Below are 23,456 nucleotides of genomic sequence, written 5' to 3'. Positions count from 1 at the left end.
TCGTCAACCACGGCGGAGAAAAGTCGCGCCTTCGGGTGAACACGGGGCCGGCGGCCGATGCGGGACACGGGGCGACCAAGGGCCTGCTGGAGCAGACCTGTGTCATCGCGGCCGCCAACAAGCGCCGTGCGTTCGCCGCCACGGAGACCGCAGCCGTTCACCGGACTCGAGCCGAGCGCGCCCAGCAGACTGGCGCGGCAGTCCCCCTTCCACTTGCCGTGCCGCTTCGCACCTCGGCCTGACCCGGCCATTGCTGACCGCGCCGGGCGGTCCCGCTGGAGGGGGTGTCCCCTACCTGTCGTGGCTATCCGAATTGCACCGGAGGCCGGGATCGCCTCGGCAGCCTGCGCCAGCATCGGTTCCACAGGGGGTCTCAGCGCCACCTCGAACGCCTCCCCTTACCGATCATGACGGCGACGAAGACGAGGCCAGGGCCTTCACGAGATCGTCGCCGGGACATCTGCGACCGGCCGGGGAGGTTCGCGGCGGCGGCCTTCTTGTAGAGGCCGGCCTTCGACAGCCCGCCAGGTCTTCCTGCGGCGTGGAGCGGATCCGCTTCTTCGCATCGAGTACGGCATCGGCGCCATCCGGCGGCCCGAGCGCGTCCATACCGGCGTCGCAGGATCACCAGCCCGGGGCCGTTCGACAACCCGGGAGTCGGTCCTGGAGGTGCTCGGACCGCGCCGTCGGTCTTCACGTGCCCGCTGTGCCGGCCTGACAGCGAGCTCGCCCTCCTCGACGGCTGATCGTTGTCGCCAGCCGAATGGGTCATGACCCTCGCACGTGGCCCGCCCGCTATCCGCCCTCCCGCCGGTCGAGACGATGGGCAGCTGGAGGATGCTCGGCGTTTGCCTTGCCTGAGTGAGGAGGTTGCATGATTCGAAAAAGTGACTGTCTGGGGAAAACTTGCCTCGGTTGTGGACTTTACTGAGACGGTAAAGTGCGCTCCTGGAGCAACGTTTCCTGGTGGCGTGTGATGATGAGCCGGTGGAAGCTCCGCTGATCAGAGAAGCGCACTTGCTGGATCAGGGCATTCAAGCCCTGAGGGACCTGCTGGGGCCGGAGTGGCAGGTCACGCAGCGCCCGAATAAGACCAAGGTCTTCGATGCCTCCCTGGAGGTGCAGGCTGAGGGGGACAGCGTCTTCACGCAGCTGCTGGTGGAGGCGACTCAGGTGGTACCGCCGCGGTTCGTCATGGATCAGCTGGTGCCTAAAATGCAGCTGCTCCGCGAGGTCAATCACTACACAAATCTGCTGGTCATCGCACCGTACATCTCATCCCAGGCCCAGGAGCTGCTGAGACGAAACGGCATCGCGTACCTGGATCTGACGGGCAACGTCGACGTCCGTGTGCCACGACCGGCCATCATCATCCACACCGTCGGAGCCCAAAAGGCCCCGCGGTCCACACCCAGGGAAACCAGCAGGACCACTCTGGCAGGGGTGAAGGCAGGACGCCTGGTACGACTCCTGGCCGATGTTCCTCCACCTCACCGCGCCACCGACTTGCACCGGACCTCCACACTGAGCCTGCCGTATGTATCCCGGCTCCTGGACACCCTGGAAGACCAGCTCCTGATCCGTCGCAAGGGGCGGATCATCACGGACGTCGACTGGGCTCAGCTTCTACGTGCACGGGCCAGGGAGACCAGCCTCCTCTCCCATGGGGCATACCGGGGATTCCTCGCCTCAAACGGCGTACCGGCCGTGCTGCAGCAGATCGCGCAGCTTCCCAAGGCATACGACGGCGGTCTCGCGGCCATCGACGGTCTCTCCGTCACCGGTTCCTACGCCGCGCAGCGTTTTGTACAGGTCGCTGTGGGCGGTCAGCTGATGCTCTACATGGCGTCCTGGCTGAACGTCGACGACGTGGCCGATGAACTCCGACTCCTACCGGTCACCGAGGGCGCGGACGTCTTGCTGCTGAACGAGCCGGATTCCTTCGTCCGGAGACGCTCCGAATTTGTCGACGGCGTGCAGTACGTCGCGCCCAGCCAAGCGGCGCTCGACTGCCTGGCCGGCCCTGGCAGGATGCCAGCCGAGGGAGAGGCTCTCCTGGACTTCATGGAGGCACATCCCGAGGAGTGGCGCGCTTCCAAGAAAGTCATCGGGACGCCGCCCCTTGAGCACTAAGATCGCAACGCAGGATGCAAGCCAACGAGAGCGCGAGGCCCCATGTCACAGGTCCCGGAGGGCGTCGACCCTGATCAGCTGACGGTGGCGGCCCGGCGTGTGCTCCTCGACGGCCTGGTTGCGTTGAGCCCTCACCTGGAGGCCCTGACGGTTGTGGGTGCGCAGGCCGTCTACCTCCGCACTCCGGACGCGGCGATCCGCAACTCGCCCTTCACCTCCGACGGCGACCTGAGCATCGACCCCGCTCTCCTCGAGGACCAGCCCCTCCTCGATGCATCCCTGCGCGAGGCTGGCTTCAGGCTGAAGCAGGAACATCAGCCGGGACTTTGGGAACGGGAGGAGACTGTAGGAGACCAGATCGTTCCGGTGGAACTGGACCTCCTCGTTCCCAAGCAGCTCTCCCGCAAGAACGGGGACCGCAGCGCCAAGGTCCCGCCGCACGGCAAGATGTCTGCGCGCTGGATCGAGGGCCTTGAGGTCGCCGCCGTGGACCGCTCGCCCCTGTCCGTCGGCAGCCTCGACCCTGCCGACGATCGCTCGATCACGGTCAACGTGGCTGGCCCTGCGGCCCTGCTGGTTGCCAAAGCCTTCAAAATCACCGACCGCCTCAGCCAGGCCGAGAAGCGCCCGGACCGCCTGACCGACAAGGATGCCGGTGACGTCCTGCGCATCATGATGACCGCCAGGGCACGACAGGTCTCCGACACGTTCGCCGTGCTGCGCGACGACCCGCGCGTGGGTGGCGTCGCGGTGGACGGGCTGGAAAAGCTGCGTCAGCTGTTCGGTGGGCGTGCCACCCCCGGCGTCGATATGGCTGTCAAGGCGCTCGCGGGCTCACTCGAAGAGGACCGTGTCCGGACCCTCGCCCCGGCCTTCATCGCACGCCTGACGGAATAACCCTGGTGCCGAGGCACTGGCCTCGACCAACGTCCCGGCGCAGAGCCCGCCCCCCGGTGCGAACGCGCGGCAAATGCTCTTGGGGTCGCCGCGTTAGGGCGTACATTCAGTGCCTACTTGAAGGGGCACTCGCAATCACCGGCCACTGCCCCTCCCTTTCCTTTTGGTCCGCACGCCGGTCGGCGTGCGGACATCTGTTTGCCAGGTCCTGGCGTCGGCGGGCCGCACAACAAGGGCTCCGAACCAGCTCCCGGTCCGGGGCCTCGTGCTTGCTCGGGCGGTCAGTCTTCGGCGCGCAGGTGTTCCTGCCTGGCCTCAACCAGGCGGCGCCACGAGGAACGGACGTGTTCTTCGCTCTCGGTCCAGCGGATGGCAGAGGATCCCGGCAGGGGCAGGGCGGCCATGAAGTGAGCGATGTCGACGTAGTGCGCGTGGTCGCCGGTCCGGGTGAGTTCGTTCAGGCGGTCGATGACGGCGCGGACCTGGTCTGTCTCGCCGACGACGGCGTGGTGAAAGGCAAGGGCGAGCTCGAGGACGGCTTCCGCTGCGGTGATGCCGGCGTCGCGGATCTCGGTGCGCAGCGCGCGGGCGGTGTCGAGGCTGGGCAGGGCGCCTGCCTCACGGATGAGCGCGGCGGTTCGCAGGGTGAAGCCGGTGGCGCGGAGGTCGAGGCCGGTGAGGTACTGCTCGGTGAGGTGGAGCTCGTCGTCCGCTTGGTCGGGGTCGGTAAAGGCGAGGACGAGGGCGCGCTGGGCCTGGCTGGTGGCGCGTTCGCCGGCGACGCCGTGGTTCTCGGCCTGGTCGCGTGCGGTGGCGTAGGCGGAGGCCGCTCGGTGCACGTCGCCGTGGGGCCACAGGATGTCGCCTTCGACGCGGTGCTGGCGGCCGGCCCAGCCGAGGGTGCGGGCGGTGACGAGCGCGGTGGGGAAGTCGCCGGCGAGGCGGGCGAGGTGGGCCAGGCCCCGGCGAGCCGCTGGAGCGAGCCGGCCGTCGCCGTCGGCGACGAACTGCATCCCGGCTCGTGAGCCGGCGGAGTCGCCGAGGTCGCGCTGTGCCTTGGCCAGGTAGTAGACGGCCATTTCGAGCACGTCGGCGGGCAGCAGCCCTGTCCGGGTGACCGCTGCGAGGCGGGAGGCGGTGATGGAGCGGTGTTCGTGCTGGCGGCGGGCGAGCGCGGCCAGAAGCTCGACGAGGGCGTCGGCCGGCGTTGCCAGGGCTGTGCCGGCGTCGGGCCAGGCCGGTGGGGCGATCGGCTCCCAGATCGAGTCGCCGACGTATGACCAGGCGGCGTCGGCGAGCCAGTCGAGGTCGAGGCGGAATTCTCGGGCGAGGGCGAGTCCTTGGCGCAGGCAGCCGACCAGGAGGATCCGGTCCCGGCCGGTGTGGGCCTGCCACTGGGCGCCGAGCGCGGCCAGCGCCCGGGCGGCGGCCTGTTCCCAGTCGCGGGGGGGACCAGCGGTCGTCGGCGTGGTCGTTGGCGCTGCGGATGGTCGAGCGGATCAGGCCGTGCAGGTGGTAGGGCCAGAGCCCGAAGGGGTTCTCGCGGACGAAGGGCCGCTCGATCAGCCGTAGTGCCGGCGCCTGGTGCTGAAGCCCGGCGGCCGCGGAGGCCAAGGTCAGGTCAAAGGAGTCGAGCAGGGCGACCGAGCGCAGTACGTGGCGTTCGTCCGGGGTCAGGTCGGACAGGGTGCGGGCGATCAGTGCGGGAAAGTCGTGGTCGAAGTCGGCCGGGATCGGGGTGTGACCGGTGCGGCGGAGTTCGAGGAAGCGCATGACCGCCAGGTCGAGGGGTAGGCCGTGGGAGTGGTCGGTGATGACTTGGCGGATGTCAGCGCCGATGAGGGGCTGGCCGTCGCGGGTGAGGCGGCGGGCGAGGTGGTCGTCGCAATCCTCGGGAGAGAAGTCACCGATGAGGACCTGCCTCCCCTGGCTGGCGGTAGGGCGGGTGGCACGGGCTGCCGGAACGCCGCCGGCGGGGGAGGCCAGGCCCGGCCAGGCGGTCGGGCCGGTGTAGTCGAGCTGTCCTTGTAGGCCTGGGTCGGCCCACTGCAGGCGTGAGCGGCCGGTGACGACGAAGAACACGTTCGGCATGAGCCACACCACCCGCTGGATCAAGCGCTCCAGGTCGCGGTGCGTACGGTCTCCGACATCCTCGAAGGTGTCGAGCAGGACGACGGGCATCGTCTTCTTGTTCGCGGGCAGCTGGGCGAGCTCCCAGGCCAGGAGGTGCGGGTAGAACGACAGCGCGTCCAGGTCCGGCTCAGCCTCCAGCAGGTCCTCCAGCCGGGCGCAGCCGGCCAGTGCCCGGACCGTTTGACGGCGTTCGCGCAACGCCTTGACCAGGGAACCGGTGAGGGCTCCGACGGCGGAGCCGACGGTGCCGGGCAGAAGCAGTGCCTGGGCGACATCGGAGAGCGCGGACTGCATCTGCTGCGGCATCGCCTTGCCGAACCGCGCGGCCAGACCACCGCGGTTCAGGTACTCCTCCAGGCTCTCGCCGGGATGCTGTTGTTCCCAATAGCGGCGCAACGCGATGTCGAAGGCAGGCAACGGATGGCCTACTTCGGCGAGCGCGGCGCGGATGGTGAGCACCAGGTCCTCAAACGAGGTGCCGGCCGAGCGGGACAGGTCGATGCGTACGGGAAGGATGCGCTTCCCGGACCAGGCGGGCTCACCCCATTGCGCCGGCCGCTGGTCGGCGCCCGCGAGCGCGGCCTCCAGCTTCCTCGACAGGCTCGTCTTGCCGATTCCGCCGACACCGTGGAACACGATGACGTTGTTCCGTGGCCGCTCCAGGTCCTCGACGTCGAAAGCGGGATCCGCGACATGCCGCAGGTGCTCACCCAGCGCGGCCGCGACCAGCTCCCACTGCGCCTGACGGTTCGTGAACGCCTCCGCCGTCGCCACCGTGCGGTCGTTCGTGCTGAACAGCGCCCTGAGATCCCTGCCTGCCACAACGCCCCCGACATCGTTGATCAACTGTGCTCAACCTACGTGCACTGCCATGCGTTTGAGGGAAGCATCTCGCGGATCGACCGTTTCTCGTGCGAGGCCGGGAAGGACGGCTGGAACCTCTGCGCCCCCAGGCTTCCGTGAAGCCGGCGGAGGTACATGTGCCGGTGCGGTTGCTGTTGCAGCAGCGCGAGCCGAGGCGCATGGGGTGTGGGTTCCTTGGCACGGAGCGCTGGGCGCTGAACAATGGCGGGACCCTCCGACTGGAAGGCCGACCTGCTGTGCCCGACGAACTTCCCCACTCTGCGCCGCCTCCCGCGTGCACTCCCGTCCCGGAGGTTGGCCACGGGGCGGCGAAGGAGTCGATCCGGCTGGTGATCGCCTGGTACTCCGAGCAGATCATGAAGCAACGTCGGGCTGCTGAGCCGGACCTGGGACTTCTTGAGGAGCTGCTGGAGGCCCGCCGGGCGTGCGTGGAGGATCAGCGCGCGCTGGGCGAGGCCACGGCCGAAGAAGCGGCGGAGACCCTCGCCGCGTACGCGGCCCGCTATCGGGACCTGACGTCGCCCTGACCACGCTCGCTGATATGGGCCAGGGGTGTGGCGTCATCCGAGGGCCGCGGTGCTGGGAGCAGGGCGAGCGCGGCGAAGGTCTCCATCAACGGCGTGGCCAGTGCCATGATCTGCGACAGCTCGGCCTGATGATCGGGCAACGCGCGGGCCAGCTCAATCTGGACGGCGAGGAACGTCGCCGCCTCGGCCGACGTGTACGGGCGAGTTCGTTCCGCGACCAGCGCGTCCAAGACCGTTTGCTGCGCCTCGCGGCTGGTGGAGGCTTCGGCCCGGTGAAGCGGAGTGAGGCCGCGGCGGATCACCAGGATGCTGGAGATCCGCGGGTGTGCAAGGGCGCTGGCGATCACGGAGGGCAGCGCGCTGTAGCAGGCATCGTGACCGGCCGCAGAGGTGAAGCGGGCGGGCATCCCCTGCTGCTGGAGCAGCATGTAGCGGTGGGCGGTACCTTGCCGGCTGTCGGCGGCCCGTACAGCGAGGACGACGATCTCGATCCGGTAGCCGGCCTCGATGAAGGGCAGGGCGCTGGCCCAGAAGTCGTCGACGTCGGCGGGGGCGGCCTCAATGATGAGGTCGCCTCGGTGTGCCCGTACGTAGGCCTCGGCCTGTGTGCACCAGCGGCGGTAGTCGCCGCGGATCTCGGTTCCGGCCGTCCGGGGATGCGTGCGAAGGAGGCGGTGGTAGTTGGGGTGCATCGCCTTGAAGTCGTCGCCGCAGATGCGGATCGGGCCGCGGGCGCGCAGCGCGTGCTGGAGCTGGTCCGCGCTGCGGGACTTGCCGGAGCCGGGCTGTCCCATGACGTACACGACGACGGGGCGCTCGTGGGGGGTGATGCCGGTCAGGTAGGCCGGGACGATGTCCTCGTCGAAGATCTGCTGGTGTTCGGTCGCACTGAGCGCGTACCGGGTTCGATCCTGCTGCAACGGTGCAGTGGACGCCGGGGGGTGCGCTTCGGTGACCGGGGGCTGGGGTTTCACCGCTCCTCCTCTCAGGTTTGAAGAGGAGACGGCAGCGGAAGCCCGAATCGGTCAGCTCGGGGTCAGGAAATGTGGAAAGCCTGGTTCCGCCTCCGGTGGGGCGGAACCAGGCTCCCTGCATGACGGGTCACACACTGGATCTGTAGGATGTCGGGCCACCCTCGCGGCCCTCATGCCTCAGTACTTCATCCATTTGACTAGGTCATTTCTCCTCCTTGTCGATTCAATTCCTAAATTTTCGGCGGTGCCCCTAGTGGGACCGATACTCGTAGATCACTGTTTCTCTGGCGCAATGCCGACCTGTCCAGGTAGACCTATACCGCTTAGCCTTCGGCATATGATCTTTTGGGCACTCGGCTTGACTGGTCTTTCACAGCTAGAGCATGCAGACGCGCTGCGAAAGGTTTTCGATGAGCTGAAGGGCGCTGGGTCGCTCTTCGGGTGTGGGGAGTTGTGGAAGGTGTTCGACGGTTGCGACGGCCACTTCGTCGCCGGCTTCTGCTGCGTGGAGCCACCACGCGTGAGCCGCTTCCTCTCCGTCGACGGTCTCGAGGATCTCGGCGATCCTCCTGTATACGCCTCCTATCTCTTCGTCCCTGGCCACACAGATGAGTCCGTGCAGCTCGTCCAGGAGCTCATCCCTCTCGGGTGCATCGCTGGGCTCCCGGCCGTCCCCCTCGTCTCCGTCGTGCCACGGGCCGGCCCCGTAGGGGCCGGCCGCACCGGCATCCGGTCGGTAGGCGATCCCCAGCGCGGGCAGAACCCGTGCCAGGAAGGCCCCCGCATCGAACCGTTCGCCGGGTAGGGGATCGACAGCCGCAAGACGTTCTTCAACGTTCATGGCCGCCTTCTTCCCTACTCCAGCTGTTCGGTTTCCCTGAGGAACTCCATCGCCTTCTTCTCTTCTCGGCTGACGGTTCTCACGGATATATTTAGTTGGCTTGCGATGTTTGCGATCGACAGGCCCTCGAAGTATCGCATGTGGAGGATGTCCCGCTGCCTGGGTGGTAGGAGATCCAGGAGTGATATCACCTGAAGTTCTTCCTCAATGTTGCGATACGCGCGGTCCGGGGTTTTCCGCTCTAGCCGTAGCTTGACGCCTTTTCCACTTTCGCGGCTCTCCTTCTTCAGAAGGTCGTAGTAGCTCCTGATCACGCAGGAGCTCGCATATCCCGCCCAGTTCTTTTCGTCTACCCTGATCCTGATATAGCGCCACTTCTGCCACATATTGCTTGTGGCATCCTGTAGGACATCCTCGGATCGGTGGAGATTTTTTTCCTGTCGGTAGGCGGTTCGGAAAAGGCGGAATATGTCGCGCTCGAGAAAGGTGACGAATTCCTTTTCGAGCTCCAGGGTCGTGATCTGCCGTGGCTGGTATGCGGAGGCGAGGCCGCACGCCAGCTGGTAGGGCACGAACGGTTGGTGGTGTCGGCAGGCGGGTGTGGCGTCCGACTGCCGGTGGACTGCACGTAGCGGCGCCGGCACAGTCACCTGGGCCGGCGGCGTGCCGGTGCAGCACGGATACAAGGGGTCGCCGATCAGCACCGACGGCTCCTTACCGGTAGGGCGTCTCGGACCCTCGTCCCAGGAGGGACCGAGTCCGACAGACCGAGGAAGCTGGTCCTGCCAAGAGAGACGCCGCGGCGAGGGTCGATCTGCCATGTACGGACAAGGAATTTTTGACTAGAGGGGCCTGACCGCCGACGGACTGGAGTTCGTGCAGGCCACGGCTGTGCCGGAACCTGGCGCGAGTCCGGATTCCTTAAGGCAACGACGGCCGGGTGCCGCTGACGGCGAGAAGGGCACCCGGTCGGCCGGCGTGCAGAGGCAGTACACCGGCACCTCTGGGAAGATCGACAACTGCCAGGTGGGGTGTTCTTGGCCTACGCCTCCACGAGAGGGTGGGCGTTGATCGACCGGGAGTTGTACCTGCCGACCTCCTGGATTGAGGATCCGGCCCGCCGGGCGGACGCGCGGATCGGTGACGAGGCCACCTTCCGCACCAAGCCGGCGCTGGCCCGCACGATGCTGGAGCGGGCGGTTGCCGCGAAGGTGCCGTTTCGCGCTGGGTGACCGGCGACGAGGTCTACGGCCAGGACCCGGTGTTGCGCGGCTGGCTGGCCGGGCAGCGTCTGAGCTACGTGCTGGCGGTCTCCTGCAAGCACCGGTGCGGGCCGCGCGGACAGAACGCCCGCGCCGTCTCGGCGATCCTGCCGGAACATGCCTGGGAGATCCGCTCCGCCGGAGAGGGCGTCCACGGCCTGCGTGAATACGCCTGGGCCCTGGTCTCGCTGCCCGGCGCGCGCGACGACGGCTTCGAAGACGCCCTGCTGATCCGCCGCAGCCTCGCCGACGGCGAACGCGCCTACTACCTGGTGCACGCGCCCGCGAACACTCCGCAGGCTGAGATCGTCCGCGCTGCCCGGGGCCCGCTGGGCGATCGAGGAGTGTTTCCAGGCAGCCAAGAACGAGGCCGGCCTGGACCACTACGGGGCTATATCTGGTGTCGTGGATCTGGTGACTCCGGCCAGAAGGCGGCGACCACCGGCGGCATCGTCATCGACGTTCACGCCCGCCTTATGTACGCCGGGGCCCCGATGGATACGACGGACGAGGATCGCATCCGGCACCTCACCGTCGCCCTGCCTCCGCAGCACGCCGCCCGGCTCTTTGACGCCCAGCAGCAGGGAGCCAGCGAGAACACTCTGCGCCAGCTCACCGCCGAGGCTCTCAAGGAGGTCTACTTCCAGCGGCGGCCGCCGCGCTGGCTCTCTCGAGGAAGTCGAAATCAACGACGTCCTGGACCGGGAGCTCGACCTCTAGCAAGGCCGTACCCCGAACAGCCCGTGAGCCCCGGACCTCGGTCCGGGGCTCACGGCACTCCGCAGGCGGCCGACGTTGAAGTGCGCGCCGGACAGGGCCGGACGCTCCCAGCTGCACGGGGGCCGCATCCAGGCCGCCCGGCGCGCGATGGCACCGTTGCCGATGCACCAGATCCTGCCGGACACGGGCGAGGACCGGAGGCTCCTGCCGCTCGATGTCGACTCCGTCGACACGCTGGTGGTGTCGTTGCACCCGCACTTGTTGCGGGAGTCCTCGAACTCGCCCTGCGAGGCCGCTGCTCTGCTGTGGCTGGTACTGCTGGAGGCGAAGTAGCACCACCCCGAAGAGAAGTCGAAGCTCAGGAACTTCCAGCTGGGATTCATGGCCGGGCCAGCGTACTTTCTGACGCCTGGCGAGCTAAGGGAGGAAGTGGACCGGCTGGCGGCCCGGGGCGTCGTTGAGCGGGTCGGCGACAGCGGTGTCCGGCTCGACCCTGCGGCCGTCTGCCTCCTCGAGTACCGGCAGGTCCCGGCCCGCCGTCGGCTGGAGTGGAACGCGGAGCGAGCCACATGCGCAGGTTCGGCGATGCCCGCCTTCCCGTCGACCTGATCGCTGATGCGGGGACCGGGTCTCTACGCTGACGTGATGAAGCTGAGTGTTCACGAGCGGGGCTTGCTGCACGCCGTTGCCCAGGCGTCGGCCCCGGCCGCAATGTCCGAGTTCTTCCCCGCCCTCACCCAGGCTGGGCCACCCGAGGTTCACGCCCAGGAGGACGACCCGGTTCGCCTGGCCTGGTACGAGGAGCAGTTCACGCTCTATAGGGCCTCGGTATCCCTCTGGCAGAAGGACCTGGTGCGGGTCGTCCACCCGGCGAACGGTGAGCGGCCCGACCTGGTCGAGGCCACGGACGAAGGGCGCGCTGCGCTGGCCTGACGCGGGCGATCAACGATTGAAACAGCCCGGGCAGCCGCCACTCGGCCGCGCCCGAACAACCCGCGAGCCCCGGACCGACGCGGTCAGGGCCGCTGGCGCGTCAGTCCTCGCCATCGAAGCCACGGTCGAAGCCCTGGAGGACCGGGTCGAGTTCGGCCGCAGCCCGGTCACGACCAACGGACAAGAGCGGGGCGTCTTCCGTTCCGTCCACGGAGTGTCCCGCCACCGGTTCCGACGAAGCGCCTCCTCAGCTCGGCGGACAGCCCTACGCTTGTCCGGCTGCTGTCCATACGACGGCAGAGGGGGGAGGACGACGTGCCTGAGGACGACGCGAAGGCCGCACTGGCCGCGAAGCGGATCGCCGAGTTGGAGGCCGAGCTGCACCGGTGCTCGGCGACACTCGCCAACCTCAAGGGCGTACCGGACAGCGGCGGCCACGCCTACTTCGCGAACCGCATCGAGGAGCTCGTCGCGGAGATCGAGGCGCTGAAGGCGCCGGCGGAGAAGCCGAAGCCGAAGCGGGACAGCGAGCCCGCGCACGCAGTGCTGCTGGGGATCGGGCTGACCTTCGCGGTGTACGGACTGCTCCAGCGCGCTTGGACGGCCCTGCTGATCGGCGCGGCGCTGATCGGCGTCTCACAGCTCATGAAGCCGAAGGGCACCGACACCGAGACCAAGGGCAGCTGACCCACCCCGGCCGCCACGCCCAGGAGCAGGACGAGCACCGGGACGTCGTCGAACACGTCGTGCATCGAGCCCACGTCAATAGAGCGCGTCTCACCGCGTGTATGTCGGTGCCCGGCTGGGAACGGTTCGCAGGCTCCGGGTCTGGGGCTCAGGACTTCCCGATGACCTGCCCGCTCTTGTCTCCGCCCGCTCCCGGCCGCCACGGGCCGCCAGGTTCTATCTGACATTCCCTGGATTCCACCCCATAACAAGGCAGGAGAGCGGTTCGCATCCGTCCCACAGGCGTTCGACACTCTCGAAGAGTCTGAGGACGAATTTCGCCGCCGTTCCTGTTCCGGATCGCGCAAGCCCCACGAGTAGGTGGAGGTACTTGCGTGCCTAGGTGGCCGCTCCTCCAAGGTCGTCCCGCTGCCCGCGGGGGGCCGTTTTTCTACTGATGGAGGACTAGTCATGACCTTTGACCCGATGTTCGTTGTACTGCCCGTGCTCCTGGTCGTGGGGATCGTGTGCGCAGCTGTCGTCTGCGTCGTGGCTCTGTGTCGCGCGGATCGGACCGACACCGTCGCCGTTGTGCGCGCGCTGCCCGAGCTGACCTCCACTTTCCTGCGGTACCGCCGCAGGAAGCGTTGAAAGGCCGGCGCCGGGGGGTCCTCGGAGAGGTCCGGCGCGGGGGGGTGGGGCTGCAGAGGGGCGCTGAGGGCCTAGCGGCCCTCAGCGCCCCTCTGCAGCCCCCCGGGCAGTTGACCGAGTGCGGGTCGGTGAAGCTCCGAACTGCCGCGTACGGGGCCCTGCCAGCCCGCGCGGAGTCCGGGGAGTCTGCACTCCGTCAACTGGTTGTTATCCAGCGAGCTGACGAGCCAGCAAGCCAGCCGCCCCGAGGATTTGGACACGATCGTGAGACTGGACGGCTGGCCAGGCCGTGAGACACGACGGCAACTGCCAGGTCACGGCACCGCTGCTGGCCATGGGCGCCGAGACCCTACAAGAGCTCGGTGGGGTCTCAGATGGTGTGGCCAAATCTCACGGCCATTGGCCACCTCGTGGCCGATGGGCCGCGGCTCTGAGACTCCCCGGCCAACCGTGTTCGCTCTTTGGGGTGAAGCGGCGCCCGCCCGGCCGCGTTGTCCGACCCACGGGCTACGGTCGGGCGCGTCTGAAGGGGGACATGACCATGCCGGACCACCGCGCCGAAGTGCGTGCGAAGACGCTAGACCGCATCGCTTCGTACCAGGGGTCCAAGGACCGCTGGAACCTGTTCCGCAGCCTCAAGAACCTCATCGAGCAGGCCGTCCGCGACTACGAGCACCGCGCCCTGGTGGAACTCCTGCAGAACGCCCACGACGCACATGCCGCCGGCGGCTTGGGAGGCCGGGTCCTGATCAGGCTTGACCACGACGAGGGCCCGCACGGCGCGGTGTACGTGGCGAACACCGGGCGGCCCGTCAGCCCCAGCAACTTCGACGCAATCACCGACATCGCCCAGTCGGACAAGCGCCCCGAGGAGGGCATCGGCAACAAGGGGATCGGCTTCAAGAGCGTTCTCCAGCTGACCGGAGCACCCCAGGTCTACTCGGTCGCCGAGGAAGGCGGCCGGGCCTTCGACGGCTACCGCTTCACCTTCGCCGACGGGACCTCGCTCAAGGACCTCCTGGACGGCGACGCGACCCTCGCGGCGGAGGTGGCCGCCGACGTCTTCCACCTCTGCCTACCCGTGCCCCTGGACAGCGTTCCCGACCCCGTGAACGCCTTCGCAGCCGACGGATACGTAACCGTGCTGCGCCTGCCACTGAAGAGCGAGGAGGCCCGGGCCGAGGCGGCCGACCAGCTGACCATGCTGTCCGCCGGCCCGCCGGTGCTGCTCTTCCTGCGCCGGATCGGCTTGCTCACCGTCGAGGAGCGACAGGACGGCGTGGTCGAACGGCGCACCCTGGCCCGGACCGAGCGAGTGGACGCCGAACTCGACCGGCTCACGGTCAGCACCGTGACCGTCGGCGACGGCGGCACCTTCGTCCTGCTCGACCGGCAGGTGGCCGCCGAGGCCTTCGGCGACGCGGTCGAACGCAGCGTGCTCGGCGACCACATCAGCGAGGGTTGGCGCGACTGGCAGGGAGACGCCCGGGTCACGCTCGCGATTCCCGTCGGGGACGGACTGACCGCAGGACGCCTCTACACCCACCTGCCGATGGGCGAGCAGGCCGTCGCCCCCCTTCCAGCCCATGTGAACGCGCCCTTCTTCGCGAAGCTCGCCCGCGTGGACCTCGAGAAGACGGTCCCGCTCAACGACTTCCTCCTGGACGAGCTGGCCCTCCTTGGCGCCGAGACGCTCCTCGCCTGCTCCGCCGGGACCCTGGAGCTCCCACCGACCCTCTGCGCAGACCTGCTCAGCTGGGACGCGTCCATGTCCGACCGGCTCACCCGAGCCTTCGAGCGGCTCGGACACGAGGTCGGCACGGCCCCGGTCGTCCCCCTGGCGCCGGACACCCGGTCATGGGCCTCCCTCACGGAAGCCCGACTCTGGGACGACAAGGACCGGACCCTCTTCACGACTGACCGGTTGACCCGGGACGCGGACGCCGTACTCGTGCACCCGTCCGTTACCGGGCAGCGTGCGGCCCGGCTTGAGAAGGCCGTGGCCACGCTCGTCGGCCGCTCACCGCGGCCGTCGGACGAACTTGTGGCGACCTGGGCGGAGAGCCTGGCGCGCAGCCTCGCCAGCACACCCTTCCGGCCGGAGCTCTGGGCCCGCTTCTACGACGAGCTGGCCGGCTGCGTCGAGCGGCCCCGCGCACTCCAGGGCCGTCGCATCCTCATGGACGACGACGGAAAGCTCCGGCTGTGCAATGCGGCCGAGAGCAAGGTCAGACGTGCCACGGCCTTCTTCTCGCCCAGGGCCGACGGCGAGGCAGGCGCCACGGGGCAGGGTCCCCGCCTGCCGCGGTCACTGCGCCATCGAGTCTTCTTCGTGTCGCGGAACATCCCGTGGAAGAACCGGCTCGGCAGCGTCACAAGCAAGCAGCCAGGCCGCCGAATGCTCGAGGACGGCGGCCTGGTCAACGAATACCGCGCCGACGAACTGCTGGCACTGGTCGCCCGCTCCTTGCAGGACAAGCCCACGCCGGAGCTCGCGGCGGAGGTCCTGGCCTGGGCCTTCCGGCTCTTCAGGAGCGACACCGCGCCGTGGCGGGACATCCAGGCCATGGGGCTGCTCGTCCCCGGCGCCGACGGTGTGTGGATACCCGCAGCGAAGGCCCTGTTCAGCGCCAGCTGGGGTGGAGAAGGAGCGAAGCTGCTCGAAGAGCTCATCGACCGCGCGCGCGACGTCTCGGAGGAACTCGCGGCGCTCCGGAGCCGCTTGACCGCACCCCCGGAGCACCAGGCCTTCCGGGGCGCGGACCGAGCGGAGTGGCGGGCCTTCCTCGAGCGCCTGGGGGTCGGCTCGGGGCTCTGCCCCGAGCCGGTACCCCGTTCCACCCTGCGGGCGGACGGCCGTCAGTTCACGGACGGCACGCCCCCGACGCCGTCTCTGACGCCAGCCACCGCAGCCGTCTGGCTGCGCCATGTGCGCAGGAACCTCCCCACAGGCCAGCGGCGCTACACCGAGTACGTGGGGCGGACCCCTCTCCACCGGCTGCCCGGCCAGGACGACCACCACCATCTGTCTGACGCCGCGAAACGGGTCTACGCCCAGCTCGTCGCCACCGGTTGTTCCGGGTGGGCCGCCGAGGCCCTCCACGTCACCGTTCGGCGCTACAACGACCGGTGGGACTCCTTCACCCTGCCCACACCGGTGACCGCCTTCCTCGCCGAGGCCGAGTGGATGCCCGTCACGTCCGCGCGCGAGCGCGTCGACTGGCGTTTCGTCCGGCCTGCGGCCGCTTGGACGCACGGGGACGAGGCTGCCCCCTCGTTCGTGCCCCTGGTGCCCCCTCCGCTGCGCCGGGCGTTCCAGGCGAACGACCGCGCGGTTCGCCTCACGATAGACTGGGGACTCGAGCGGTGGGACTCCCCGGCCACCGCCGCGCGTCGCGTCCGCGAGCTCACGGAGCTGTTCCGCGACGGCGCCGTCCCCGAGACGACGATGGCCGCCTTCCGCCGGGCGTACGAGGATGCCTGGGCGGAGTGCGCCCAGGCGCGCCAAGCCCCCCACCCCCAGGGCTCGGGGGCGACGGTCATCGTCAGCCGGGGCGGCCGGCTCGAGCCGGTCATGCTCGCCGACGACACGGACTCCCCGACCGCCGTGGACCACCTGTACGTGGAGGACACCGACGCACGCCAGCTCGTCCAGCTCCTCGAACAACGCGGCGCCCCGCTGCTCCGCATGCGCAACGCGCACGGGGACGCGGTGGCCGCTCTCCTCGAGCAGCGCTTCGGCTCCCGCATTCGAAGGATCTCCCGAGCCCGCGTCGAAGTCCGGGTGGACGGAGAGGCGTTCCACGCAGGGATCGCGGGCGACCCGCTGGTCACGGCCGACAGGGACTGGCTCCTGACCCTCGTCGCGGCCGTGATCGACCTGCGCGCCAGCCGCTTCCGCCGCCCCACCACGGAATCCGTGCGGCGCGGTTGCGCGATCGCCAAGCGCATCCGGATCGTCCACGCGGGCGTCCTGACCTCCGTCGTGGACGAGATCACCGAGCGGCCCGGCCACGGCGGCAGACGGTGGCTTGCCATCCCGCACCAGGACAGCCCGACCCTGCTGCTCGAAGGGCCCCGTCAGGGCGAGGAGGACCTTCTCCAGCGGTCCGCCGCGGGGATCATGGAACTCCTCCACCACCCCGAACTCGCCGACACCCTCCGCATGGCCCTCCTCGACCTGAACGCGGCCGGCTGGGGCCCGGGCCAAAGCCCGGACGCCGACGCGATCGCCGACGTCCTGGGCGAGGACCGGGCCCGGGTGCGCGAGATCGCCGCAACCCTGCGACAGCCCCTGGACGCCCTCCTGGACATCCTGGTGCCGCTGCTCGCGACCATGGACCTCGAAGCGGCCCGCGCCCTCCTGTCCGACGACGAGGCCCCCGCCTCCGAGGCCGAACTGGACCGCTGGCTCGCCGCCCGGCTCACCCCGGCGGACCACCAGGCGTTGCGGGCGGCGGCCCGCCACCCCGACCTGGACACCGCCCGCAGGGCCATGTCCCTGTCGCTGCCCGAGCTCAACGCCGCGATCACCGCCCTCGGCTCGACCTACCGGCCGCTACGCAACGCGGAGGGCATCGAGCAGGAGTTCCGGCACTTCGTCACCGGCCGGCGACGAGGCATCCTGGACGCGCTGCGGGCCGGCTATCTGGACGCGTTCCGGTCCGGAGCCCCCCTGACCTCGTACGCCGAGAACCGGAACGCGACCGGACTCGTACCGGACACCGCCTGGGCGGACGAACACCTCCACCTGGAGACCGCCCTCATGCAGGCGCACGTCGACCGCTGGCTCACCGAACTCGGGGCCCCGCCGCTCGGCACGGACGCCGGACTGACGCCCGTCGACGAACTCCGGCTCACCAACCGGCCCCTCCTCCTGGAACGGCTGAAGCGGGCACGGACCCTGATCCACGCCTGGGAGGCCGCACACGACGAGCCCGCCTCCGGCCTCCCGGGAGACCCGGAGAGCCTCGCGGCCGAGGCGACCGCCGCCGGGCTGCTCGACTTCCTTCCGCTCGACGACGCCACGACGCTGCGCTGGCTACGGACCGGAGACCGCTGGCCTAACGCCGTCCCGCTCGGCCTGACACCCGGAGACCTCGGACTGACGCCCAGAGAGCTGGACGACGCCGAACGGCAGGAGAAGAGGGAACGGCGGCTGCGGCAAGAGGAGCGGCGACACATCGTTCTGGACCGCACGAGGATGTCGGCGGAGGAAGACAACTACCACGGGATCGTGGGGGCCGTACGGTCCGGCCTCACCCCCGAGTTCCTCGGCTCCGCGGGCGACGCCCCGCTCGTTGAACTGGGCCGACAGACACAGCGGCCCCCGGGCGCCGGGCGCCCCGGATTCTCCGCCGGCCGACGGGGCAAGCTCTCCGACACACAGGCGCTCGCGGTCGGACTCGCGGGGGAGGTCGCCGCCCTCGCCTGGCTCATGAACCGGTACGACGCCGTGGACGAGAGCGCCTGGGTGTCGGGCTACCGCAACAAGGTCCTGGGTGACGGCATGGGTGACGACACGCTCGGCTACGACCTCGTCGTCGAGAGGAAACGGTCGAGCCTGCTCTTCGAGGTGAAGTCCTCAGCCGGAGGCGAGGGGGAGTTCGTCCTCTCGCCCACCGAGATCGCCCGGGCGCGCTCCCTGAAGAAGCGGGAGACGTTCCATGTGCTGTACGTCTCCCACGCCCTCGATGCCGACCTGCGGAAGATCCACCTCCTGCCCAACCCGCTCCACCCCCAGTCGGCCCACTTCTTCCGCTCGGTCGGCGAGGGCCTGCGCTACCGGTTCCAGCTATCGCGGACGGGGTAGCGCCGGGCGGGGACCGGAGCGAAATAGATGCCTTTGGCAATCTAATCCAGTCGGGCCAAAGTCAAGACACTGCAAGTCAAGGCACTGATCGCGACCAACTTTGTTGTCAGGTGTCAGCTGCCTCATGATCCGGCGTTGTGGGGTCTCACGAACAACGCCGTCTTCCACACGTGGGGAGCCTTCGAGCTGGGCGCTCCTACAGCGCTGACCCCTGCTACCCACCGGGTCGTGGTGACCGCCCAGCGGCTGGAGAGTCACGGCCAGCGCCGCCGGCTACTGGAGGACGCACTGCACAGCGGCCGTTCCCACGCAGAGGGTCGACCGCCCGTCCGAAGTCAGGGCAGACTCGGAGCTGAATGAAAGGGGCACACCATGACGGCACAGCCAATTCACGGGCACGAGCCGGAGCGCGTACCGCGCAACGCCGACGGCATCGCGGCCGCGTTGTCAGGGGAGCGTCGGATGGAGTTCTACCGCGAGCTGCTGGCCGCCGCGCCGGAGAGGGTGGAGAACGTCCTGCGGCGGTGGTGGCTCGAGGCAATGCTCGACACGGATCCGGAGGCCGACCGGCGTGCGGACGCCGCTCTGGCCGGCACGATGCCGAGGGTCTCGCTGGGCGAGTTGATCACGCGACGCCGGGAGGCGGGCCTCCCCGTTGACTGAGTCGTACGACGGTGGGCTTCCGTGCGAACTGTCGGAAGAAGTCGTGCAGCTGATGATGGACCCTGCACTTCCGCCGGAGGCGTTTGGCGCGCTCGTCGCTGCGATGGTCTCTATCAGCGAGACCGCGGGGATGATCCCTGGGAGTACAGCGTCCGCGCGCTGGCCCCAGCAGCGACGCCTTGCCCTCGGCGAGGAGGGAGCACTCGGCCTCGCCGAGTACGTCATCGTGCTGGACGCCGACCCGCCCCACATCCTCATGACCCACGTTCTGCTGTACTGACCGGCCCGAGGGCCTGGCGCTGCACCTGGTGCGCGCCGGGCCCTCCGGCGTACTTGCTGGAGGCCGCGGCCGAATCACACCGGACGAACCGTGCCCAGTGCGGAGGGCCGGGGTTGATCACAGGCACGGCCGTCACGGGGCGGCTGGAACTGGAGGTCTTGTGATGAAGAGGCGGAGCCGCAGGGCCGCGGCCGTCCTGCTGCTGGCGGCCGGCGCCGCCCTCGGCGCGGTGACCGCGCCTGTGGGGGCCGCACCCTATGCCGCAGCCCCGTCGCACCAGCTGCGGCTGGTGACGGGTAACCCCGAGGACGACGGGTCCACCCAGCTGATGGTCGCCCCGCGCCGTGGTGGCGGCTGGGACTTCGAGGGCATGCTCACGAAGCTTTCGCGCACGCCGGGGCGCCTGACGCTGGAGGCCGGCGAGGACCCGGACTCTGGTCGAACGGTTAGGCGTCTGGCCACCTGGTGCGATCCGGCTGGCTCCTCCACCCGGGTCTCCGGGGTCAACCACAACGAGTACCTGTACCTGGTCTGGCGCGGCGAGGACGGTCTGCCGACCGCCTGGAGCAGCCGTCACATGTAGGTCTGCGGATCGCTGAGTGTCGGGCGCAGAGTAGACGTCAGTGGGACGCAGATGTCAGTGGCCATTCGGTCGGCCATGGGCGGGGCTCTGCCGCCACCGCGTGGAGGGACCGCGCGGGAAGCGTGGCGGCATCAGCTGGTGTGACGGCCAAGGCGGGTGGACTGAGCGGGTCCTGTACGACCTTGTGTATGGCGCGCATCGATACGAATGGCGTTCAGGTGACTACGTTGCGTGCATGTCGAACGCTCAGGCGCAGTTGAAACTGCGAGAGATTTCGCCCTGGTTGTGTCTGTTCGGGCTTGTCGCCGGTCTCTTCATGATCCTCTGGTACGGGGCGGATCCGCCGTTTCGGGCCAGGCCCTCGGGGGACGGGGAACTGCTGCTGCAGTTCGCAGCGACGGCGGAGGGGGCCCGCGTCATCGTGAAGGACGGAGGTGAGTCCAAGCCCTTCCAGGACGGCCTCGTGCTCGACTGGCGGTGGTTCATTCCCGGGTACGGGGCGGCCCTTGCCGGGGCTTTCGGACTCGGGCACCTGCTCCTCTATCGGAAGTCCGCGCGTCTGTGGGCCCGCCGCGCCCTCATCCTCACCCCCGTGGCGGTGGCGGCGGACTGCGTGGAGAACATCTTTCTCTGGAAGGCCCTGGACCGGATCAAGACCGACCCGGACGGTCCTGTATTGCCCTGGGTCGGGGTCCTGCGGCCGGCCGCGGAGCGTGATCTGGAGCGGAACCTGCAGTGGGCGACCTATTTCGCCCAGCTGAAATGGGCGCTCGTCGTCCCGCTGGTGGCAGCGGCCGTCCTGATCGTCGTCACCCTCTACTGCCGCCGGGTGCTGGACCCCTCCGTCGTGCTAAGTGCGCGGAAGGACGGTCGCCCTCCCCTCGTGGCCCACGCCCACAGGATCAGGGGCGGGACGGAGAGCCAGTGGAGCGACCCGGACGTGATCCTCCCGCCTGCCGCGCCCCACGACTGGGAGCCCCGGCCCGAGTGGACCGCGGCCAAGGGTCAGGACCCTAAAGCCAGCGCGGTGACCCGCTGGCGCACCCGCGCGTACCAGCCACCCGGCCGGCTTCCCGCGGAGGTCGGCTTCTGCGTCTCCGGCGGCGGCATCCGGTCAGCCTCGATCACCCTGGGCGCGCTGCAGGCACTGCGCGGGCAACTGCTCAAGGCGAGGTATCTGGTGTCGGTGTCCGGCGGCGGGTACACCGCCGGGGCCTTCCAACTGGCCCTGACCGATGCTCGGCTCAAGGACGCAGGCGGGAACCCCTCTGTGCGGCCCGGCCTCGCGGAGCCCGCCGACGCGTTCGCGCCGGGCAGCCCGGAGGAGGATCACATCCGCCGGCACGCGAAGTACCTGGCGGACACCCCTAAGGAGAAACTGAACGCCGCGGGGGCGGTGCTGCGGGGCATGGCCGTTTCCTTCGGCATGCTGGCGCTGGTCTTCGCGGTGGCAGGCCAGTTCCTGAACGCGTTCTACTCACGGCTTCCGCTGACCGACCTTCACCGCTTCACGCCGCAGACGAAGGTGTTCGAGCCGACGTGTGAGATCCCGGAGATCCCGGAGTGTCCCGGGCCAGCAGAGGTGTTTCTGCCGTCCCTTGAGCTGTACCCGAACGCCTGGCACCCCGTCCTTGCCCTGTTCGGCCTGGCCGGCCTGGTGTCCGTCGGCCTCGCCTGCGCAAGGGCAGGGAAGACGAAGTCCCGCCCGGCATGGCTGCGGAGCACGGTGAACGCGATCGTGGCAATGGCCCTGGCGGTCGCCCTGATCTCCATCGTCCTTCCGGCAGTGATCTGGTTCTTTGCCTGGCTGGCGCACCAGCAAGGAGTAGTGGAAAACGACGGCAGGGGACTGTCGATGCTCGCCGCGCTCACCGCCGCGGCGACCGCGCTCGGCACCTGGTTCACCGCCGTCCACAAGACAGTGAAGAAGCTGAAGCCGGACGGCGAGAAGGCAGGCCTGTTCGGCAAGGGCAACACTTCCCTCGTCATGCAGGTCGGCGGCGGCTGGGTGAAAGCCGTGGTCTGCTGGCTGGTCTTGCTCCTGGTCGCGTTCTTCTGCCTCGCCCTCATGTCCTGGGCGGCCGTCTACGCCGGCGGCTGGCCCGCAGGGTGGAAATGGACGGTGCCGATTGCCCTGCCCGTGCTGGCGTTCGCGATCGACCAGACCACGTTCAGCCTGCACCCCTTCTACCGACAGCGGTTGGCCAGCGCCTTCTCCGTGCGCCGCGCTGTATTGAAGGACGGCTCGGTCGGCGCCGTGCCCTACGACTACAACAACGAGCCGACCCCGCTAGACCCGTACGCACGGCAGGTGAAGGGCTTCCCTCAGGTCATCTTCGCCGCCTCCGCAGCCCTCTCGCTGCGCAACCGCACCGCGCCCGGCCGCCCCGCCGTGCCTTTCACCTTCGCTTCCGACTACTGCGGCGGCCCCGATACGGGCTGGGTCCGCACCGACACCCTGCAGAAGACGGCCCCCGCACTGATCAGGCGCGACCTGACCGTACAGTCCGCCGTCGCCGTATCCGGAGCAGCCTTCGCCTCCGCGATGGGCACCCAGACGATGTATATGGAGCGGCTGCTCGCACTGTCCAACATGCGGCTCGGCACCTGGGTGCCCAACCCCCTCTATCTCGCGGAACTGGCGAAGTACGGGCCCAACCGGACCATGCCGCGGCTGCCACGGGTACGGCGGCTGCGGTACCAACTCCAGGAGCTGGTGGGCCGGTACTCGGACACCACTCCCCTGCTGCTGTGCACCGACGGCGGGCACTTCGACAATCTCGGTCTGGTCGAAATGCTCCGGCTCCGCTGCCGGACCATCTATGTCATCGACGCTTCCGGGGACACGCCGCCGCTGGCCACCACCCTCGCGCAGGCGGTGACGCTCGCCTACGAAGACCTCGGAGTGACGATCACCTTCGAAGAAAGGGGCCAGAACCTGCTGGACCTGGTGCCCGGCAGCGCAAAACCGCTCCCACCCGAGGCGCCGATGGCCGCCCTGAACGCCCGGTTCTCCGCCACCTGCGTGGTGCGCGGCACGATCGAGTACCCGGAACCAGAAATGTTCTCGCCCGACGCACCAGCCGCCACAAAGGGGAAGATCATCTACGTGAAGGCCAGTCTGACCCCCGACATGCCGTACGAGCTGCTCAGTTACGCCCTCCGGGAGAAGGCATTCCCCCGCCAAGCCACCTCCGACCAGTGGTTCGACCACGCCCAATTCGACGCCTACCGGGCGCTCGGACACTACCTCGGCACCGAGGCTGGGAAGGTGCATCCCGGCTGACGCCAAGGTGCCGGGCGATTGGGGTGACCGAATCCGTGCTGTATCGCCGGCGAAGGGCGACGGCGAGCATGTCGCCGTTGGACGGCCCACGCCTCCCGGTCACCATGGCGGGCGGCCGTCCCGGAATCGGTCGTTTCCGGGACGGCGTTGCGCCTCGACGGCGACGACGCCAGAGTTCCCCCGGCACAGTGAGCCGGGCGGAGCCGCGCACCGCGGGCACGGTTCGCACTC

17 protein-coding genes and 2 pseudogenes are annotated in these 23,456 nt (G+C 69.0%); 15 read left to right on the top strand and 4 right to left on the bottom strand.

The genetic code is table 11. The annotated features are described in order from the left end of the window. Positions 1 to 987: 987 nt before the first annotated feature. Both BGK67_RS34880 and BGK67_RS34875 read left to right on the top strand, forming a co-directional pair. Entirely contained in the window at positions 988 to 2,133 is a 1,146-nt protein-coding gene (locus tag BGK67_RS34880; protein ID WP_244291563.1) for a helix-turn-helix domain-containing protein, read from the top strand. A 42-nt stretch (positions 2,134 to 2,175) separates the two neighbouring features. Further along, positions 2,176 to 3,030 (top strand): hypothetical protein, encoded by an 855-nt coding sequence (locus BGK67_RS34875; protein WP_069924550.1) that lies wholly within the window; start codon positions 2,176 to 2,178, stop codon positions 3,028 to 3,030. 281 nt (positions 3,031 to 3,311) lie between these two features. Here BGK67_RS34875 and BGK67_RS41075 read toward each other — a convergent pair whose 3' ends face one another. After that, positions 3,312 to 4,109, bottom strand: coding sequence for a hypothetical protein (locus BGK67_RS41075; protein WP_347878467.1), 798 nt, complete (start codon positions 4,107 to 4,109; stop codon positions 3,312 to 3,314). A gap of 1,051 nt (positions 4,110 to 5,160) precedes the next feature. On the opposite strand from BGK67_RS41075, the gene BGK67_RS41070 reads away from it, so the two are divergent. Continuing rightward, positions 5,161 to 6,126: a hypothetical protein gene (locus BGK67_RS41070; protein ID WP_347878466.1), complete on the top strand. Its 966-nt coding sequence runs from the start codon at positions 5,161 to 5,163 to the stop codon at positions 6,124 to 6,126. 230 nt (positions 6,127 to 6,356) lie between these two features. Beyond that, positions 6,357 to 6,554 carry a hypothetical protein gene (locus tag BGK67_RS38485; RefSeq protein ID WP_141754168.1) on the top strand — a complete coding sequence of 66 codons (198 nt, stop codon included), beginning with the start codon at positions 6,357 to 6,359 and terminating at the stop codon, positions 6,552 to 6,554. On the opposite strand, the gene BGK67_RS34860 is transcribed toward BGK67_RS38485, so the two are convergent. The 3 genes from BGK67_RS34860 to BGK67_RS34850 form a co-directional block, all read right to left on the bottom strand. Further along, entirely contained in the window at positions 6,530 to 7,474 is a 945-nt protein-coding gene (locus tag BGK67_RS34860; protein WP_141754167.1) for a zeta toxin family protein, read from the bottom strand. The genes BGK67_RS38485 and BGK67_RS34860 overlap by 25 nt on opposite strands. A gap of 430 nt (positions 7,475 to 7,904) precedes the next feature. Continuing rightward, positions 7,905 to 8,369: a hypothetical protein gene (locus tag BGK67_RS38480; protein WP_141754166.1), complete on the bottom strand. Its 465-nt coding sequence runs from the start codon at positions 8,367 to 8,369 to the stop codon at positions 7,905 to 7,907. Positions 8,370 to 8,383: 14 nt separating this feature from the next. Next, complete coding sequence (locus tag BGK67_RS34850; protein ID WP_069924546.1) at positions 8,384 to 9,073, bottom strand: RNA polymerase sigma factor; 690 nt, start codon at positions 9,071 to 9,073, stop codon at positions 8,384 to 8,386. Between the two features lie 250 nt (positions 9,074 to 9,323). Between BGK67_RS34850 and BGK67_RS41365 the strand changes: the two are divergent. From BGK67_RS41365 to BGK67_RS34795, 11 genes and pseudogenes are all read left to right on the top strand, one after another. Beyond that, positions 9,324 to 10,018 (top strand): annotated as a pseudogene (locus BGK67_RS41365) (IS701 family transposase); the annotation flags it as partial. 38 nt (positions 10,019 to 10,056) lie between these two features. Continuing rightward, a pseudogene (gene tpg, locus BGK67_RS40565) lies at positions 10,057 to 10,351 on the top strand (telomere-protecting terminal protein Tpg); the annotation flags it as partial. 162 nt (positions 10,352 to 10,513) lie between these two features. After that, positions 10,514 to 10,684 carry a hypothetical protein gene (locus BGK67_RS39305; RefSeq protein WP_167739676.1) on the top strand — a complete coding sequence of 57 codons (171 nt, stop codon included), beginning with the start codon at positions 10,514 to 10,516 and terminating at the stop codon, positions 10,682 to 10,684. Positions 10,685 to 10,996: 312 nt separating this feature from the next. Next, positions 10,997 to 11,284: a hypothetical protein gene (locus BGK67_RS34830; protein ID WP_141754165.1), complete on the top strand. Its 288-nt coding sequence runs from the start codon at positions 10,997 to 10,999 to the stop codon at positions 11,282 to 11,284. A gap of 315 nt (positions 11,285 to 11,599) precedes the next feature. Then, a complete protein-coding gene (locus tag BGK67_RS34825; RefSeq protein ID WP_069924541.1) occupies positions 11,600 to 11,971 on the top strand; it encodes a hypothetical protein in 372 nt (123 codons plus the stop codon). 450 nt (positions 11,972 to 12,421) lie between these two features. After that, positions 12,422 to 12,601: a hypothetical protein gene (locus BGK67_RS34820; RefSeq protein WP_069924540.1), complete on the top strand. Its 180-nt coding sequence runs from the start codon at positions 12,422 to 12,424 to the stop codon at positions 12,599 to 12,601. Between the two features lie 535 nt (positions 12,602 to 13,136). Then, on the top strand, positions 13,137 to 18,413 hold the full coding sequence (locus BGK67_RS34815; RefSeq protein WP_069924539.1) for a sacsin N-terminal ATP-binding-like domain-containing protein: 5,277 nt from the start codon (positions 13,137 to 13,139) through the stop codon (positions 18,411 to 18,413). A gap of 372 nt (positions 18,414 to 18,785) precedes the next feature. Next, on the top strand, positions 18,786 to 19,076 hold the full coding sequence (locus BGK67_RS34810; RefSeq protein WP_069924538.1) for a hypothetical protein: 291 nt from the start codon (positions 18,786 to 18,788) through the stop codon (positions 19,074 to 19,076). A gap of 52 nt (positions 19,077 to 19,128) precedes the next feature. Further along, positions 19,129 to 19,356, top strand: a complete 228-nt coding sequence (locus tag BGK67_RS34805; RefSeq protein ID WP_244291580.1) for a hypothetical protein — start codon at positions 19,129 to 19,131, stop codon at positions 19,354 to 19,356. Positions 19,357 to 19,519: 163 nt separating this feature from the next. Beyond that, entirely contained in the window at positions 19,520 to 19,939 is a 420-nt protein-coding gene (locus tag BGK67_RS34800; protein ID WP_069924536.1) for a hypothetical protein, read from the top strand. Between the two features lie 235 nt (positions 19,940 to 20,174). Beyond that, complete coding sequence (locus BGK67_RS34795) at positions 20,175 to 23,225, top strand: patatin-like phospholipase domain-containing protein (protein ID WP_141754164.1); 3,051 nt, start codon at positions 20,175 to 20,177, stop codon at positions 23,223 to 23,225. Positions 23,226 to 23,456 lie beyond the last annotated feature (231 nt).

The organism is Streptomyces subrutilus (genome assembly GCF_001746425.1).
Lineage (GTDB): Bacteria > Actinomycetota > Actinomycetes > Streptomycetales > Streptomycetaceae > Streptomyces > Streptomyces subrutilus_A.
This window is presented reverse-complemented; position numbering and strand designations above follow the sequence as displayed.

Coding starts and splice junctions, on each gene's coding strand:
- BGK67_RS34875 (WP_069924550.1), top strand. CDS start 2,176: ATGTCACAGGTCCCGGAGGGCGTCGACCCTGATCAGCTGACGGTGGCG.
- BGK67_RS41075 (WP_347878467.1), bottom strand. CDS start 4,109: ATGGCCGTCTACTACCTGGCCAAGGCACAGCGCGACCTCGGCGACTCC.
- BGK67_RS38480 (WP_141754166.1), bottom strand. CDS start 8,369: ATGAACGTTGAAGAACGTCTTGCGGCTGTCGATCCCCTACCCGGCGAA.
- BGK67_RS39305 (WP_167739676.1), top strand. CDS start 10,514: ATGCACCAGATCCTGCCGGACACGGGCGAGGACCGGAGGCTCCTGCCG.
- BGK67_RS34830 (WP_141754165.1), top strand. CDS start 10,997: ATGAAGCTGAGTGTTCACGAGCGGGGCTTGCTGCACGCCGTTGCCCAG.
- BGK67_RS34820 (WP_069924540.1), top strand. CDS start 12,422: ATGACCTTTGACCCGATGTTCGTTGTACTGCCCGTGCTCCTGGTCGTG.
- BGK67_RS34815 (WP_069924539.1), top strand. CDS start 13,137: ATGACCATGCCGGACCACCGCGCCGAAGTGCGTGCGAAGACGCTAGAC.
- BGK67_RS34810 (WP_069924538.1), top strand. CDS start 18,786: ATGACGGCACAGCCAATTCACGGGCACGAGCCGGAGCGCGTACCGCGC.
- BGK67_RS34805 (WP_244291580.1), top strand. CDS start 19,129: ATGATGGACCCTGCACTTCCGCCGGAGGCGTTTGGCGCGCTCGTCGCT.
- BGK67_RS34800 (WP_069924536.1), top strand. CDS start 19,520: ATGAAGAGGCGGAGCCGCAGGGCCGCGGCCGTCCTGCTGCTGGCGGCC.
- BGK67_RS34795 (WP_141754164.1), top strand. CDS start 20,175: ATGTCGAACGCTCAGGCGCAGTTGAAACTGCGAGAGATTTCGCCCTGG.